Annotated in this window: 14 protein-coding genes and 1 tRNA gene; 7 read left to right on the top strand and 8 right to left on the bottom strand. The window is 40.7% G+C overall.

Annotated features, from left to right (window positions below; translation table 11 throughout):
• The first annotated feature begins 209 nt into the window (after positions 1–209).
• Complete coding sequence (locus NE363_RS01110) at positions 210–1097, top strand: DMT family transporter (protein ID WP_419332167.1); 888 nt, start codon at positions 210–212, stop codon at positions 1095–1097.
• Here the strand turns inward: NE363_RS01110 and sxtR are convergent.
• The gene (gene sxtR / locus NE363_RS01105) at positions 1094–2014 is read right to left on the bottom strand and encodes a multidrug efflux pump transcriptional activator SxtR (protein ID WP_087606007.1); all 921 of its coding nucleotides are present in this window, start codon (positions 2012–2014) and stop codon (positions 1094–1096) included. The two genes, NE363_RS01110 and sxtR, sit on opposite strands and share 4 nt — an antisense overlap.
• Before the next feature lie 139 nt (positions 2015–2153).
• Between sxtR and sxtP the strand changes: the two genes are divergently transcribed.
• The 3 genes from sxtP to NE363_RS01090 all read left to right on the top strand — a co-directional run bounded on the left by sxtP (position 2154) and on the right by NE363_RS01090 (position 3935).
• Positions 2154–3398: a multidrug efflux MFS transporter SxtP gene (gene sxtP, locus NE363_RS01100; RefSeq protein WP_445535666.1), complete on the top strand. Its 1245-nt coding sequence runs from the start codon at positions 2154–2156 to the stop codon at positions 3396–3398.
• A gap of 23 nt (positions 3399–3421) precedes the next feature.
• Positions 3422–3748, top strand: coding sequence for a gamma-glutamylcyclotransferase family protein (locus NE363_RS01095; protein WP_445535665.1), 327 nt, complete (start codon positions 3422–3424; stop codon positions 3746–3748).
• A 111-nt stretch (positions 3749–3859) separates the two neighbouring features.
• Positions 3860–3935: transfer RNA gene (locus NE363_RS01090), tRNA-Thr, on the top strand.
• Positions 3936–4585: 650 nt separating this feature from the next.
• Here the strand turns inward: NE363_RS01090 and NE363_RS01085 are convergent.
• The 4 genes from NE363_RS01085 to NE363_RS01070 all read right to left on the bottom strand — a co-directional run bounded on the left by NE363_RS01085 (position 4586) and on the right by NE363_RS01070 (position 8459).
• On the bottom strand, positions 4586–5008 hold the full coding sequence (locus NE363_RS01085) for a GFA family protein (protein ID WP_445535664.1): 423 nt from the start codon (positions 5006–5008) through the stop codon (positions 4586–4588).
• A gap of 8 nt (positions 5009–5016) precedes the next feature.
• Positions 5017–5844: an SAM-dependent methyltransferase gene (locus tag NE363_RS01080; protein WP_445535663.1), complete on the bottom strand. Its 828-nt coding sequence runs from the start codon at positions 5842–5844 to the stop codon at positions 5017–5019.
• A 4-nt stretch (positions 5845–5848) separates the two neighbouring features.
• The gene (locus tag NE363_RS01075; protein WP_031944570.1) at positions 5849–7147 is read right to left on the bottom strand and encodes an FAD-dependent oxidoreductase; all 1299 of its coding nucleotides are present in this window, start codon (positions 7145–7147) and stop codon (positions 5849–5851) included.
• A gap of 439 nt (positions 7148–7586) precedes the next feature.
• Positions 7587–8459, bottom strand: a complete 873-nt coding sequence (locus NE363_RS01070) for a pirin family protein (RefSeq protein WP_004705040.1) — start codon at positions 8457–8459, stop codon at positions 7587–7589.
• 276 nt (positions 8460–8735) lie between these two features.
• On the opposite strand from NE363_RS01070, the gene ycaC reads away from it, so the two are divergent.
• Both ycaC and NE363_RS01060 read left to right on the top strand, forming a co-directional pair.
• Positions 8736–9362, top strand: a complete 627-nt coding sequence (gene ycaC, locus NE363_RS01065; RefSeq protein ID WP_004705039.1) for an isochorismate family cysteine hydrolase YcaC — start codon at positions 8736–8738, stop codon at positions 9360–9362.
• 20 nt (positions 9363–9382) lie between these two features.
• Complete coding sequence (locus tag NE363_RS01060) at positions 9383–10357, top strand: LysR substrate-binding domain-containing protein (RefSeq protein WP_134262569.1); 975 nt, start codon at positions 9383–9385, stop codon at positions 10355–10357.
• 103 nt (positions 10358–10460) lie between these two features.
• Here the strand turns inward: NE363_RS01060 and NE363_RS01055 are convergent, their stop codons facing one another.
• Both NE363_RS01055 and gabT read right to left on the bottom strand, forming a co-directional pair.
• On the bottom strand, positions 10461–11909 hold the full coding sequence (locus NE363_RS01055; RefSeq protein WP_151750016.1) for an NAD-dependent succinate-semialdehyde dehydrogenase: 1449 nt from the start codon (positions 11907–11909) through the stop codon (positions 10461–10463).
• A complete protein-coding gene (gene gabT / locus NE363_RS01050) occupies positions 11906–13198 on the bottom strand; it encodes a 4-aminobutyrate--2-oxoglutarate transaminase (protein WP_004705036.1) in 1293 nt (430 codons plus the stop codon). Before gabT ends, NE363_RS01055 begins: the two co-directional genes overlap by 4 nt.
• A 156-nt stretch (positions 13199–13354) precedes the next feature.
• Between gabT and pdxR the strand changes: the two genes are divergently transcribed.
• Positions 13355–14854, top strand: coding sequence for a MocR-like pyridoxine biosynthesis transcription factor PdxR (pdxR, locus tag NE363_RS01045; RefSeq protein WP_039252289.1), 1500 nt, complete (start codon positions 13355–13357; stop codon positions 14852–14854).
• 63 nt (positions 14855–14917) lie between these two features.
• Here the strand turns inward: pdxR and NE363_RS01040 are convergent, their stop codons facing one another.
• On the bottom strand, positions 14918–16360 hold the full coding sequence (locus NE363_RS01040) for an amino acid permease (protein ID WP_445535662.1): 1443 nt from the start codon (positions 16358–16360) through the stop codon (positions 14918–14920).
• Between the last annotated feature and the right edge of the window lie 188 nt (positions 16361–16548).

Genomic DNA, 16548 nt, shown 5'->3' with positions numbered 1-16548 from the left:
AACTAATTATATAATATGAGTAAGTTTTATAAATCACAATTCTTTGAAACAAAAGTCCCTTACAATGCTTTTAGTCTTAAATAAAAATTTATTAAATCAATTCAATATAAATCGTTGAAAATACCAAGCGTTAATTGGTTATTTTTGTTGAATATTCATCCAAAAAATATTGTAGACTTCATGCGTAAAACTTAGGAATAATTATAAGAGTGAATAATCTTGTTATTGGAACCCTATTTGCACTTTGTGCAGCAGCTTTAAATGCTTCTATTGGTGTGATTAGTAAATTACTCATGCATAGCGGTTTAAACCCACAAGACATTGCCTTTTTAAAAACCATTATCGCGTTTTTCTTTTTAAGCGTGTTTTTATTTAAAGTGCCTGTGAGCCAAAAGATTGCCTACATCAGTAGCACGCCAAGCAAGCTCAGTGTTTTTACTCAAATTGCCATCTGTGCCTTTTTAGGGATTTTCTCGCTATTCTTTTTTGAAACCATTGCCTATAACCACGGTGCTGCCGCCAATGTCGTGGTGGTACTCATGGCTTCGGCTGCTATTTCTGCCCTATTTTTTGGTCGGTTTATTTTAAAAGAAAGCATCTATATTCACTCTCTTATTGGAACATTATTAGCAGTTGCTGGTATTAGTATCATTTCGTGGAAAGGTGAAAATAGCCTTTTAATGCTGATCAATGCCTCAATTGCTGGCACGGGTTATGGCCTATTTTCAGTTTTAGTTAAAAAGTTCAAATTAAACGGCGGGCTGTTTCTTACCAAGTATTTATTGCTCTTTGGCAGCGTTTATCTTGCCGTTCCGTTTTTAATAAACTTGCATAGTATTCATTTTAATACTGACATTGTTTTAGGTTTGATTGGTTTAGCTGTGCTGCCAACCATACTCGGCTTTTTCTGTACCACCAAGGCGTTGTCTTATATGAGTGCCGCAAAGGTACAAGTCACCGAGCTTTCCGAACCTATTTTTGCAGCGCTTATGGCATGGGTTTTCATTCATGAACAGCCGACTTTATCATTTTTATATGGAGCAATTTTCATTATTTCAGGCATCTTTTTAATGAATAAAGTGCCGAAATCAAACTAGCCAATTTCATCTATTTCATCGGCGTGGTGACAAGCCACTTGCACCACACTGGCAAAGTTAATCGCCATTTGTGAAGGGGCATGTTTTTTATAGGCAAGCCCTAAACCCACCGTAGGTACAGGTGCTTTTAAAGAGCGATAAGCCACCCCCTGTATTTGCAATTGTTTAGTCGACTCAGGTACCAAAGACACCCCTAAGTTTGCTGACACCAACGATAAAATCGACACAATTTGCGGGGCGTTTTGTCCGATTTTCGGTTCAAAGCCACGCTCATGACAGGCTTGTTTAATCGCATCAAAAAGCCCTGCGCTAATGGATGGTGGCGAGACAATAAAATCAAGCTCTCGCAGTGTAGTTAAATCAATTTCTTGCGTTGAATCATCTAAACTCAAAGACTCGGAAGGCAAAGCCGCAATGAGTGGTTCTGCTAATAATTCTTGAAGAATGAGACTATCTGGAATGTTACGGGGTGAGCGAATAATTGCCACATCTAAACGGTCTTCAAGCAATAGGTCGATGAGCAACAAGGTATTGGCTTCTTCAAGCTTTAAATCTACTTTCGGATATTGCTGCTGAAAATAGCGAACGCATTTAGGAATGAGAGGGTTCAGCATTGAAGTACCTGTAAACCCTAATCGTAGTTGACCTACTTCGCCATTTGCCACTTGTTTAACAAGGTTTGCTGCATCTTCTACGCGCTGCTGTACTGGCTGTATCGCATTTAAAAAGGCAAGCCCAGCTTCGGTCAGCTCCACTCCATGTGGTGAACGAATAAATAAATCTGCGCCTAATTCTTCTTCTAAATCGCGTATTTGCATGCTTAAAGGCGGCTGACTCATGTTTAAACGCTGCGCAGCTCTGGTAAAGTTTTTTTCTTCTGCTACTGCTAAAAAGTAGCGTATATGTCTGAGTTCCATTGCTATATATAAAACGTATTATGATCTATTGTTAAATATATTAGAAAAATACCTTCTAAATTGCTAATTTTAATTCATCGAATTTTATCGATGCAGCATGCCCCCAAGCACTGCTCTTTCTTTCTGTCATGGTCATGATATGAGCTCTTCATCTACACCCAGCACTTTAAACACTGAAGCGACTTCTCTGCTTTCCCGCGAGTGGATTCACAAAGGAACCAAAGCTTATAAACACGCAGGTTTCGCCTTATTCCTCGTAGGTTTTGCCAGTTTCTCACTGATTTATTGTGTACAGCCGCTGTTGCCTGCATTTAGCCAAAGTTTCCAGATTAGTCCTGCGAGTAGCTCTTTGGCACTGTCATTAACGACTGCCTTTTTAGCGATTTCGATTGTGCTATCAAGCGCGTTTTCACAAGCGATTGGTCGTCGTGGTGTAATCTTTACATCCATGCTTTGTGCAGCAATTTTAAATATTGTCTCAATGTTTACCCCTAACTGGCACAGTTTGCTGATGGCGCGTGCATTAGAAGGTTTGCTGCTCGGTGGTGTACCCGCAGTGACGATGGCTTGGATTGCTGAAGAAATTGCACCTGAACACTTGGGTAAAACTATGGGGTTGTATATTGCAGGTACGGCCTTTGGTGGCATGATGGGCCGTGTCGGTATGGGTATTTTGGTTGAATATTTTTCATGGCGCACCGCTTTAGGCTTACTTGGGGCAATCTGTTTTATTTGCTCAATTGCCTTTTTAAACTTACTGCCTGCTTCGCGTAATTTTGTGCAGAAAAAAGGGCTGAATTTAGGCTTTCACATACAAATGTGGCGTGCTCATTTAAGCAATATTAAATTATTACGCCTGTTTGCGATTGGTTTCTTGCTCACCAGTGTGTTTGTGACTCTGTTTAATTACGCGACTTTCCGTTTAAGCGGCGCGCCTTATTCACTGAGTCAGACTCAAATTAGCCTTATTTTCTTGTCATATAGCTTTGGGATGGTGTCTTCATCATTGGCAGGTGGATTAGCCGATCGCTTTGGTAAAAAAACCATGATGATGAGTGGCTTTGCGCTCATGATTGTGGGTAGCCTCATGACCCTGCTCAGCTCTCTTTTCGGCATTATTATTGGCATTGCATTTATTACCACGGGTTTCTTTATTACCCATTCACTTACCAGTAGTTCAGTTGGTGCCGAAAGCAAACAAGCCAAAGCTCATGCCAGTTCGCTTTACTTGCTGTTTTACTATATGGGATCAAGTATTGTCGGTTCGGCAGGTGGTTGGTTTTGGTTACACGGCGGCTGGAACGCCATTGTAGGCTTAACGGTAGTACTGTCATTACTTGGAATATTTTTAGTAATTTATACAAAACACGCAAAAGCGTATTAATTGATACATGAAAGGAAATTCACATGTCGAATTTATTTGTTTATGGCACTTTAGGTCCCGGCCGTCCTAATGCCCATATACTTGAAAATATTGGCGGACAATGGTCGGAAGGTTGGGTAAACGGAACCCTACGTAATGAAGGTTGGGGCGCGGATTTAGGCTATCCGGGAATTGTACTCGATGATAGTGCTAACCAAGTGCAAGGCTTTGTTTTTAGCTCGGAACATCTAGATGCAAATTGGAAATTACTGGATGACTTTGAAGGTGAAGAGTACGAAAGAGTACCTGTTCAAGTCACTTTAAATAGTGGTGAACGTGTTGATTCTTTTATTTATATGTTGAAACCTTAGGCCATTTTTAAAGCTCAAACGCATAAGCGCTTAAAAATTGATAGAAAAAATTCAAATGCTCATTTTTTGGCTTGTATTTTTTTTAAGAAACTGTAAAATTCACTCCACATTGCCGGCATAGCTCAGTTGGTAGAGCAACTGACTTGTAATCAGTAGGTCCACAGTTCGAATCCGTGTGCCGGCACCATCATTAAACCTCATGAATATTTGATTTATGGGGTTTTTTGTTGTCTGTAGGTTTTATATTCTGGCTTGTGAATCTATTATCCTCAGTGTGAAATAAATTCTTTAATAAGAAATGAAAAAAAGCCCAACATCCTGTTGGGCTTTTTTCGTATTTCGTTACTAGGTATACATCCTGTAATACCTCACGTCCTGATGCTTAAACTTATTATTGTTGTTTTACGTTTCGGAACTTCCTGTTCCTGATGAGTTCATCATAGGCAATTCATCGCGTCATAAAAAGACGCCAATTTCCCGAATGTATGTACGAAAAAGCGTACATAGTGCTTTTAAATTTAAAGCTTAATTTGCCTATATTTGAAAATAAAAAAAGAAAATATGAATTTATGAAGAAGTTCAGTTCATCAATTAAATAAGAAAACACTATAATGAATCTATTAATTTACTTCTAAAATATATTTAAAAATAACAAGGAACGAGATGTCTACTCTACCATCAAATCTTTTTCAACCTTTAGTGATCATACTTGCATGCCTTATTATCATTGTAAGTAAAATGCCTCAGCTAAAATTTAGAAAAACTATATTATTTTTAGCCTTTGGCAGTTTTACTTTAATCTGTGCTTTGGCAATATTTGGTTTTTTTAATTAAGCCTTATTTCTTACTCTTCTCTATCATTTTTTCAAAGTGTTTAAGGTTTGGGTTCAACGTATCCCAAGCGTAGGCTTGGCTCACAAACACCTCTGCTCTAGGCTGATAGAGACTCGGGTCATCAAGCGTACCTGCACGTATTGAAATCATTTCAGGGGCAATTTCAGGTAAGCCAAAAAGCTGAGAACCACATGTCGGGCAAAACGCTCTTTTAATGGAACGGCCAGAAGAACCTACGGTCTCAAAATATTTAAGCTCGCCACTTACTTTCAATTCAGATTGGTGAAAAAAAGCAATTGGTGCATATGCTGAACCTGTGGCTTTTTGGCAATCTCGACAATGGCAATTAAAGCTATAACGTGGCGCTGCTTCACTTTGATAGCTCACAGCTCCACATAAACACGATCCTTGATATTTGGCTGACATGGCTCCTCCTATTTTTTTATTGCTGTTATTTGAATATAACGGACATATCCACTTTGGTAGAGTTGCTGGCATAACTTTGCAGTCATTTGAATTTTAAAATTTGCCAACCCTCGGCTCTGAAATTGTCCTTGCTGTTTTTGAATATACTCTGAAAAACCTAATAATACTTGTTCGGATAAATCTTCAATTTGAATATCTGCATAACCTTGCTGTTGCAAAGTCGTTCTTATAGTTTGTTCAGTTGGTACCGCATCCCAAGTGACATCGGCTGCTTTGAGTAAATAACGATGCTTTTGTTCTTGTAGCATGGTCATGTTTTGGCATGACTCTGCACGCATTAAGTAATGAAAACCTAATCGACCTTTTGAATTTAAAACTGGGGTGACCGAATCTAGAAATGAATTTAAATGACTGTGATAAGCCGCATCAATACACAACACCACATCGAATGGTTGTTTGAATTTAAATTGTTTTAAATTTAAAAATGAACCACAAAAAATCTGGCTTATTTCAGGAATAAGTTTTTGAATTTTATTCACACATTGAGCTTGTAGCTCAACGGCACTCATACTTTTGGGCTGATAGTGTTGTAACCAGTGCAATAAACTCGCGCCCTGTCCACAGCCTAAATCGAGTAAATAATCTTTTGAATTTAAATTGACAGCTTGTGCCAAATGGTCGGCCAATTGGCGACAAGCTTCAGGGTAGTTTTGGGTATTTTTCCAAAAACCCAAATTTGTCCAAGCTAGCTCTCCATCATCCCCCAAACTTGATGCATCAATTGCATATTTATGAGGAATGAGTCGAGAAAGAGCTGCTCGAACTTTTGTTTTCACAATTTTAGTAACCGAGTTCTGGGGCAACTTCAACCTGAGGTTTTAAACCTACAAATGGTAAAGGAGCACCTAAAATTTCAGCAATGTGCATTGCAGAAGTCACGGCTGACTCTAAAATTGGCAAGCCATCACATGACCATGAACCACAGTAAAATACTTTACGATTTGGTTCTAAATGACGTTGCTGTAACTCTTTGTTTAGAGCAATGGTTTGCGAGTCTACAACTGCACGCGTTAAGGTCACTTTTGAAATGATTTTTTTAGGGTCAATATCAGTCACTGGACGCCAAGTTTGGAATACAGGATTTTTACCTACAAGTGATGGCTCAACCGCATTCATCCAAACCGTAAACTGCTGACGAGTAAACTTACGGTCCATCATATAGCTCAGCACTGACCAGTCTTTACGGCGTGGCGGCATGACTGTCGCGTCTGTATGAATAACTAAGTCACCTTGCTCAAAACGGAACTGTTTAAGCAGATTCATATCATCTGCAAACTGCTCAGGGTTTAAGAACTCTTCAATCTTAGATGTTGGTGTCGCCACAATAACGCGGTCATATGTGCCCTTATCGCCTTGCGCATTTTCAACCAGTACTTTTTCGCCTTGTTGCTCAACTTTCTTAATTGCCGAACCACTATGGATATCGATGCCTTTAATTAAGCTGTCTACAAATGCAGGTGTACCGCCTTTCATACGCAATAGCATGTCGCCATCAGTTAAATGACGCAAAAACTCAAGAAGGTTTTTTGCAGGCCAGTCACCAATTGTTTTTGGGTTACATGTACAAATGGTATAGAGCACTGGCATCACAACACCGTGCCAGAATACTTCTTCTATGTCGTTCTGATTAATAAATTCAGCGAGAGTAATATCTTGATTTTTAGATTTGAAAAACTGGTGGATCGCAGTTTTTAATTGCAACATCCCTTTCACAAGACGCCAGCCATACTGCTGGATGCCTTTACGGTTATTGATAATCGGGAAATTACCAATACGGCTACGAGATGTGGTTAACCATGTTTCAGTACGATCTTCAAATAACCAGCTACAAGACATATAGGTACGAACTGGAAAAGTTTTAATACCTAAATGTGCAGCAAGGCTGAGTGTATTTTTCCATAGATGCGGGTTCATAACACGCAATGGCGCATCAATAATCCCACCATCGAACTCAATGCTGTGGCTATCCATTCCCCGGCCAGGAAGTGCTTCAAATATCGTGATTGTATGTCCTGCATCTTTCAGAATTCTTGCTGCTGCAAGTCCTGCCATTCCACTACCAATAATTGCGATATCCAAAATGATGTCCCATTTTTCGAGAATTTTTTTGATTATCACTCATACCTAAAAAAAACACCGTATTAAAAACTACCAGATTTTTATTTTTTACATGAATTTATACAGAAAAATTTTCTCTGATGAATGCAAATTTATTTATAAAAATTTACAAAAGAAAATAAGTCGATAAAACTTTATATTTTTTAAAAATTTAAAAAAAATTCTTTTAAATAAAATGAGATAATTTAACTAAATTTATATCAAATATTTTACAAAACACTCATTTTGCGATATCATGCCACCACAACAATGAGAACCAAGTCACATAAAACAATGCCCAAACAATAATGATATCTATCATAAAAATAGAAACTTTACAGCGAAAAAGCCCGCTATTCACACTTGATAGCGGGCTTTTTATTACTTTGCTTGAATAGCTAATTAAGCTCAAATAAACAATTTATGCTTCTTGCATGAGAGAACCAAATTTTCCACGATTAAAATCATTAATCGCTTCCATAATCTCGGCTTTGGTATTCATCACAAATGGGCCATAACCTTCGATTGGTTCATTCAGTGGTTGGCCAGTCAACACTAGGAATTTAGTGTCTTCTTCGGCATTTAAACTAAACTCAACACCTTCACGAGATAAAATCGCAACGGTTTTACCTTCAAGACGGTTGGTATCATTAATGACCACTGCACCATCTAAAACAACAACAAGTGTAGTATGTCCTTCAGGCACATAAAGGGTGTGTTTTTGGCCTTTGACTAACTTACCATCCCATACGTTTAATGGGCTAAAGGTCGTTGCGGCACCTTTTGAATCTGCATATTCACCCGCAATCACACGTAAATGACTACCGTGCTCATCTAACGCGATGTCTGGAATTTCTTTCGCTTCAATTGCTTGGTATTTTCCAGGGGTCATTTTTGAATGAGCAGGTAAATTTACCCACAATTGCACCATTTCAAACAGACCACCATGCTCTGCAAATTCAGGAGAATGGAACTCTTCATGTAACACGCCTGCACCTGCAGTCATCCATTGTACGTCACCCGTTTTAATGGTTCCGCCGCCGCCGCTTGAGTCTTTGTGTGTTACTTCACCTTGGTAGGCAATCGTCACGGTTTCAAAGCCACGGTGAGGATGCGACCCGACACCTTGTTGTTCGGTGGTTGGTGAGAAGTTATAAGGCGCTGCATAATCCAGTAACAAAAATGGGCTTAGGGTTTGGCCTAAACGGTCATAAGAGAACAGGTTATATACAGGGAAACCATCACCAACCCAATGCATGTGGTTATTTTGATATGCACCAAGAAATTTCTTCATCTGATCTCTCCTATATATGTAGGATTTTCTTGAACTGGGATTGATTTTACGCCTCAATAATTGCAGTTTATAGATCAGGTTTAGCAACACATTATTTCATATATGAGACAATCTTAAAGTTTGAGGTACGCTTCAAAAGATCGTCCTATTTTTAAAATTCTTAATCCTATTTTTTAGACTTAATCACGACAACAAACTCAACTAGCATAATTTTAGGCACTAACGACCTACTTAATAATTTTTAATTATTCATTTTGATAACATGAGGATATAAAAATGGCTCAAGATTACGTCCGTTTAGACAAGGATAATGCTGCGGTTCTTTTAGTTGACCACCAAGCTGGTTTACTTTCTTTAGTTCGAGATATCGAACCAGATAAATTTAAAAATAACGTATTAGCGCTTGCAGATGCAGCAAAATATTTTAATTTACCGACTATTTTAACGACCAGTTTTGAAAATGGTCCAAACGGTCCTTTAGTTCCAGAATTAAAAGAACTTTTCCCAGATGCACCATTTATTCCACGCCCTGGTCAAATCAACGCTTGGGACAATGAAGACTTCGTAAAAGCAGTTAAAGCGACAGGTAAAAAACAACTGATTATTGCTGGTGTAGTCACTGAGGTTTGTGTGGCATTCCCAGCTTTATCTGCACTCGCTGAAGGCTTTGAAGTGTTTGTGATTACCGATGCTTCTGGTACTTTCAATGAATTAACACGTGATGCTGCTTGGGACCGTATGTCAAAAGCAGGTGCTCAGCTGATGACTTGGTTTGGCATGGCATGTGAGTTACACCGTGACTGGCGTAATGACGTAGAAGGCTTAGGTGCTCTCTTCTCAAATCATATTCCTGATTACCGCAACCTAATGACAAGCTATAGCTTTAATACCTCACAAAAATAAGTTCTATTGACAAGATTAGAGTGCTTAAGCGCTCTAATCTTAAATTTAAATGGATTGATCGGACATTGATAAGCTCTTTTGATGATTTTTATTATTTCTATTTAGTCGTAAAACACGGCGGCTTTAGTGCGGCCAGTGAAGCTGAAAATATTAGTAAGTCCAAACTCAGCCGACGCATTATTGACCTTGAAAATAAATTTAACGTTAGCCTCATTCAAAGAACAACTCGCCATTTTAAAGTGACAGATTTAGGCCAAGAGTTTTATGAGGAATGCTGCAAAGTTATTGCCCAAGTTGAATGCGCAGAAAACGTTTTGTTAAAGCAAAAAAGTGAGCCTCAAGGAGTAGTAAAAGTCAGCTGCCCACCTTTAATGATGCATTTTCAAATTCGAAAAATTTTAAATCAGTTTTTAAAAACTTATCCTAAAGTTGAAATATCGCTTGAGCTAACGAGCCGTCGAGTAGATATTTTGCATGATGACATCGATCTTGCGATTCGAACCAATTTCGAACCCAATGAAGATTCAAATTTAATTGTTCGGGATGTAATTAAAACCGACCACTGTCTAGTGGCTTCGCCTGAATTACTACAAGGCCGAACCATTGAGCATTATTCTGAATTACAAGACTTTCCAAGTATTAGCTTAGGCACGCAAAAGCAAAATTATATTTGGCATTTATGCAATATTCGAAATGGTGAATCGGTTGATGTGCCTTACCAACCACGAATCAAAAGTAATGACTTGGCAGGTGTTTACTATGCTGTGATGGATGGTTTAGGCATTGCCGATCTTCCCTTTTTAACTGTCGAATCTGAAATTCGTAAAGGCACACTTGTGCATATTCTTCCTGACTGGAAGTCGAATATTGGCATGCTACAACTGGTTTATGTGTCTAGAAAAGGCCAACGTCTGGTGGTCGAAAAACTCATTGAAACACTGATTGAAGAACTCAGGCGTTTACCCGAAAGCCATGAAGGATATCTACCGACTTAAATAAAAAAACCGGTCATGAATGGGCATGACCGGTTTTTGTGAAACATCACATACAGCATAACTGCATGTTTTCGTTCAGAACAAAACGAACCCGCTTTGTTCCTTACTCAGATAAGTCTACGCAGAGGTATTTCATTTCGACATATTCTTCGATGCCGAATTTTGAACCTTCACGGCCTAGACCTGATTGTTTTACGCCACCAAACGGAGCAACTTCATTTGAAATTGCACCCGTGTTAATGCCGACCATTCCATACTCAAGTGCTTCACCCACTCGCCATTGACGAGCTGTGCTTTGAGTAAATAAATAAGCAGCTAAACCAAACTCGGTATCGTTCGCCATTGCCACTGCTTCATCTTCAGTTTTAAAGCGGAATAGCGGTGCAAGCGGACCAAAGGTTTCTTCTTTAGACACTTTCATGTCTTGCGTTACGCCAGTTAACACAGTCGGTTCAAAGAATGTACCGCCAAGTGCCGAACGCTGACCACCAATACGAACGGTTGCACCTTTCTCAGTTGCATCTGCAATATGAGACTGAACTTTTGCAATCGCATCTTCATCAATTAAAGGTCCTTGAGTTGAACCTTCTTGACGGCCATCGCCAACTTTCAGCTTAGACACAGCTTCAACCAAACGGTCTGCCAGCGCATCGTAAATACCGTCTTGAACATAAATACGGTTAGCACAAACACAAGTCTGACCGCTGTTACGATATTTACTTGCCATAATGCCCTGAACAGCTTGTTCAAGATTGGCATCGTCAAATACCACAACTGGTGCATTACCACCGAGTTCAAGTGAAAGCTTTTTAATAGTTGGCGCACATTGTTGCATCAAGATACGACCCACTTGGGTTGAACCTGTAAAGCTTAACTTACGAACAATATCGCTTTCGCATAGTGTTTTACCGACTTCAACCGCATCACCACTAATGTTAATTAAAACATCGGCTGGTAAGCCTGCCTGTAAAGCCAATACTTCAAGTGCATAGGCAGTTAACGGTGTTTGTTCTGCTGGTTTAACCAACATTGAACAACCCGCAGCAATCGCTGGACCTGCTTTACGCGTAATCATGGCAGCTGGGAAGTTCCACGGCGTAATGGCAGCAGTAACACCAATTGCTTGTTTAATCACGAGCAAACGTTGGTTTGGTAACGTAGGTGTTAAGACTTCACCATCAATACGTCGCGCTTGCTCAGCAAACCAGCGTATGAACGATGCTGCATAACCAATTTCACCACGTGCTTCTGCCAATGGTTTACCTTGCTCAGCTGTTAAAATTTGAGCTAAATTTTCTTTGTGCTCAAGCATGAGGTTGTACCATGCCAATAGCACATCAGCACGCGCCAAGGCAGTTTGCTTTTTCCAAGCAGCCTGCGCTTTTGCCGAACGGTTAATTGCGGCTTCAACCCCTGCGCGGTCATAGGTTTTCACCCATGCCAAAGTTTCACCCGTAGCAGCATCATTCACCTCGATATAGTCATTTGATGCAGGTGCTTCTAATGCAATATCAGGATGTTTTAATAAATACTGCAAATTATTTTGAATCATGCAGATTGCTCCATTGCTTTTGCACTACCTGCTTTGAGTGTCGCAAAACCTTGTTTCAAAATATCAAGACCTTGACGGAATTGCTCAGCAGGAATGGTTAATGGATATAAGAAACGAATTACATTACCGTATTTACCACAAGTAAGAAGTAACAACCCGTTTTCCATTGCATAGTTTTGTACAACTTTTGCTTGTTCAGCCGTTTCAAGCTCTACTGCAACCATTGAACCTAAAGCACGAATATCAGTTACGACGTCGCCTGTTGCTTGCTGAATATCTTTAAGGGTAGCGACTAACTCAGCACCTAATTCATTTGCACGGTCGCATAAGTTTTCTTCTTCAATCGCATCAATTACCGCGTGCGCAGCTGCAACCGCAATCGGGCTACCTGCGTAAGTACCGCCTAGACCACCTGGGTTTGGTGCATCCATCACTTCTGCACGGCCTACAACACCCGAAATAGGGAAACCACCGCCCAAGCTTTTCGCCATCGTGATAAGGTCTGCTTTAGTCTCGTAATAGTTCATTGCAAACAATTTACCAGTACGCGCAAAACCAGATTGCACTTCGTCAGCTACAAGTAAAATGCCGTGCTTATCGCAAATTGCGCGTAAACGTTTTAAGAACTCAGCTGGTACTACATTGAAACCGCCTTCACCTTGCACTGGCTCAAGTACGATTGCTGCAACATCATGTGGTGCAATATCTTCACTGAAAATATCTTCAACGCTTTCAATTGCTGCGTCTACAGAAATACCTTTAGCAGGTACAGGGTAACGTGCGTGGAACACACCCGCTGGCATTACACCAAAATCACGTTTGTAAGGTGCGGTTTTACCTGTCATTGCCATAGTCATAAACGAACGACCGTGGAAACCGTTACCAAAAGTAATAATGCCGTGACGACCTGTATAAGAGCGAGCAATCTTCACCGCATTTTCAACTGCTTCTGCACCTGTAGTGAAAAACGCTGACTTCGCAGGACCAGCAATTGGCGCACGCTCATTAATACGTTCAGCCAAAGCCACATAGCTTTCATAAGGTGTTACTTGATAGGCAGTGTGCGTAAATTTAGTAAGTTGTTCAGTTACTGCTGCAATCACTTTAGGGTGGCGATGGCCTGTGTTTAAAACCGCGATACCACCAGCAAAGTCGATAAATTGGTTGCCTTCCTTGTCCCAAAGCGTGGCATTTTCAGCTTTTTCCGCATACCACTGACACATCACGCCTACACCACGTGGAGTTGCTTGCTGTTTACGTGCGTTAAGTGCAGAATGTTGATTATCCATTTGATTCCCTCATATTTTCATCATCAGTTGCAGCTTTGGTTTCTTGCATCCTGTGCTTAATTTTCAGGGTGCTTTACAACGACTGCCTATACATGTAATTTCGCTCGTCTGACGCCAACTGACGAGAGCCACTTTTTAACTGTAGGAGAGAGCCAATTGCGTAGTTTACTTGGAGATCATTTGCTACAACGACTCCAACAGGACACTGAAGGGAAACTACATCAACGCCTTTTCCGTTGCCTGCGTGGTGCCATTATTGATGGAGTCATCCAGCCCAAGACTCGTCTACCTGCGTCACGCGACTTAGCCAGTGAAATTCATGTTTCTAGAAATACAGTGCTTACCGCCTATGAACAGCTACAAGCTGAAGGCTACTTAGAAGCCCGTACAGGTCATGGCACATGGGTTGCCGAAAAATTACCAGAGAGTTTTTTAAATACTCAAAATAAGAAAAAAGCAGTTTCAAGCCCGAAAGTTCAAAGCTCTTATGCCCTTTCGCAGCGTGGTTCTAACTTATTAGGCTATGCAGCAGCGTCGCCACACCAATGGGGAGCTTTTGTGCCAGGAGCGCCCGATGTGACTGAGTTTCCACATCATATTTTTAGTCGTATTCAAGCACGCCTAAGCCGAGAACCGGACATTAACCGCCTGATTTATAGCAACGCTGGTGGCTGTATCGAGCTTCGAAGTGCGTTGGCAGATTACTTACGTGTTGCACGTTCGGTTCAGTGCGATGCAGACCAGATTATTATTACCGAAGGCATTCACCAAGCGATTGATTTAGTCTCGCGTGCACTGAGTGATATTGGTGATCGAATCTGGCTTGAAGATCCCGCTTATTGGGGAATGCGTAATACCTTACGAATTAATGGTCTCGATATTCAACCGATGCCTGTCGATGCTGAAGGTATTATTCCTGAAGAAAATCCGGCAAAGCCGCCTAAACTCATTTTTGTCACACCATCACATCAATATCCGCTGGGTTCACATTTAAGTCTAGATCGACGACGCAAACTGATTGAAATTGCACGCCAGCATAATAGCTGGATTGTAGAAGATGACTATGACAGTGAGTTTCGTTTTTCAGGTCAACCGTATCCGTCTTTGCAAGGCTTAGAAAATGATGCGCCTGTGCTGTACATGGGCACGTTTAGTAAAACCATTTACCCCTCTTTAAGAATTGGTTATTTGGTCGTACCTAAACCACTTTTTTCACCACTACGTATTGTGGCAGCCGAGCTTTACCGTGGGGGCCATTTGCTTGAGCAAAAAGCCTTAGCTGAATTTATTCGTGAAGGCCATTACGAAGCGCATATTCGCCGTATGCGCCTACTCTATGGCAAGCGCCGCGACTACTTGGTGAGCTTAATTCAACGCTACCTTGGCCCCGAATTTATTCATGAATATGATGAGGCCGCAGGGTTACATCTGGTTTTAAAACTACCGAACGCTTGCGATGATGTCGCGATTGCGGCGACTGCGCTTGAACGTGGTGTTAAAGTTCGACCACTGTCTCAGTACTACATGCAGTCGCATGCACATGCAGAACGTGGATTGCTCATGGGCTTCGCTTGTGTAAATGAAAAAGATATGGTGATGGCTTTTGGCGTCTTGCTTCAATGCTTACGTGAAGCAGGCGTACCTACGCTGAATTAAAGATTTTTCCATATTAATAAATAAAAAAGAGCCTCACAGTGAGGCTCTTTTTTATTTAAAAATTTAAACTAACTTTTCTTCATGGCTATGAGTTAAATGAGTCGCTCTACGCTCTTTCCCCCATCCCAGTTTTTCAGACAGCAAACCGAAGAACACAATAATGCCGAACAATGCTGTAGTGTAAATCACTTCTTTAAAATAGGTGCCTTCAATCAGCATGGTAAGAATTGCACCAATAATTGCAAAGATCACCACGTAAGTTAAGTAAGGGAACATCCACATTTTAAAGTCAATTTTCACGCCTTCAGCTTCTAACTTTTTACGCATACGAAGCTGAGAATAAGCAATCGTCAGGTATACATACAGTGTTGCTGCACCTGTTGTTAGCATGAAAAAGTCATACACATCCATACTCTTGGTTGCAGTTAAAACCACAGCAATTACAGAGAAGAAGCATGACACAATCACGCCCACCCACGGACTACTTTTACTGTTTACAGAGCCAAAGCTTTTCGGTGCATCACCACGTTTAGATAATGAGAACAACATACGTGAACACGTATAAAGCGCTGAGTTAAAGCAGCTACATACCGAGGTCAGAACCACAAAATTTACGATATGGCGCGCACCCGGAATACCAAGCGCAGACAACGTAACGCTATAAGTTCCCCAAGTAGAATCTTTCAAAAGTTCATTGTTGTGAGGAATCAGACATACCGCAACAAACATTGAACCGACGTAGAATAAAATAATTCGCCAAACCACTGAGTTCGAAGCCTTACGAATTTCTTTAGATGGGTTTGCAGACTCTGCCGCTGCTACAGTCACAATTTCAGCGCCAATATAGGCAAACATGACCCCAAGTAAGGCGGTAATAACGGATGAACCACCATTAGGCATAAAGCCTTGAGAGGTTAAATTACTGATACCAGATGCAGCTGGATTACCCCAAGGCCACAAATGCATGATGGCTAAGCTACCAATCACCAAGAAGATCACAATCGCAATCACTTTGATGAGTGCAAACCAGAACTCAAATTCGCCATAGTTCTTTACGTTTTGTAAATTGACTGCGACTAAGGCACCAATCACGACAACCATATAGACCCAGATCGGTATAAACGGGAACCAATTATTTAAAATTTTACCTGCCACATAAGCTTCCCACCCCATGAGCATTGCCAGCGTACACCAGTACAACCACCCAATTGAGAAACCTGCCCAACGACCAATTGCGCGGTCCGCATAAGTTGAAAAAGAGCCACTATCGGGGTTTAAAACGGCCATCTCGCCTAGCATACGCATGATGAACCAAACGAGTAGTCCACCTAAAGCATAGGTTAAGAAAACCACAGGACCTGTGTTGTAGATGATACTGCCTGAGCCAACAAAGAGAGAGCCACCAATAACCCCTGCTATCGAGATCATGGTTAGATGGCGTGATTTAAGTCCATGTTTTAAACTTTGGGAGTGATTGGCTTCAGAACCATTTTGATGAGCTGCCATATCATTTTCCTTAATATATGGAGGATATCGGCTAGACTCGGAAATCCTCCGAAGCCAAAAAATATCCCCTAAAAATTTAGCCGTTTTGCTCAATTCCTAAAACAGAAAATTCACTGAGCTTATCCGGCGCTTCCGTATGCATACTTCCAATGGCTTTAATTTGTCGTTTCGGCACTCAAGAAACGAGA

It is taken from the genome of Acinetobacter sp. G18 (genome assembly GCF_052660225.1).
This window is presented reverse-complemented; position numbering and strand designations above follow the sequence as displayed.

Excerpts from the sequence above, each read along its gene's own strand:
- NE363_RS01085 (WP_445535664.1), bottom strand. The coding sequence starts at position 5,008 with ATGTCAGCCAAATATCAAGGATCGTGTTTATGTGGAGCTGTGAGCTAT.
- sxtR (WP_087606007.1), bottom strand. The coding sequence starts at position 2,014 with ATGGAACTCAGACATATACGCTACTTTTTAGCAGTAGCAGAAGAAAAA.
- gabT (WP_004705036.1), bottom strand. The coding sequence starts at position 13,198 with ATGGATAATCAACATTCTGCACTTAACGCACGTAAACAGCAAGCAACT.
- NE363_RS01095 (WP_445535665.1), top strand. The coding sequence starts at position 3,422 with ATGTCGAATTTATTTGTTTATGGCACTTTAGGTCCCGGCCGTCCTAAT.
- NE363_RS01040 (WP_445535662.1), bottom strand. The coding sequence starts at position 16,360 with ATGGCAGCTCATCAAAATGGTTCTGAAGCCAATCACTCCCAAAGTTTA.
- NE363_RS01070 (WP_004705040.1), bottom strand. The coding sequence starts at position 8,459 with ATGAAGAAATTTCTTGGTGCATATCAAAATAACCACATGCATTGGGTT.
- NE363_RS01055 (WP_151750016.1), bottom strand. The coding sequence starts at position 11,909 with ATGATTCAAAATAATTTGCAGTATTTATTAAAACATCCTGATATTGCA.
- sxtP (WP_445535666.1), top strand. The coding sequence starts at position 2,154 with ATGAGCTCTTCATCTACACCCAGCACTTTAAACACTGAAGCGACTTCT.
- ycaC (WP_004705039.1), top strand. The coding sequence starts at position 8,736 with ATGGCTCAAGATTACGTCCGTTTAGACAAGGATAATGCTGCGGTTCTT.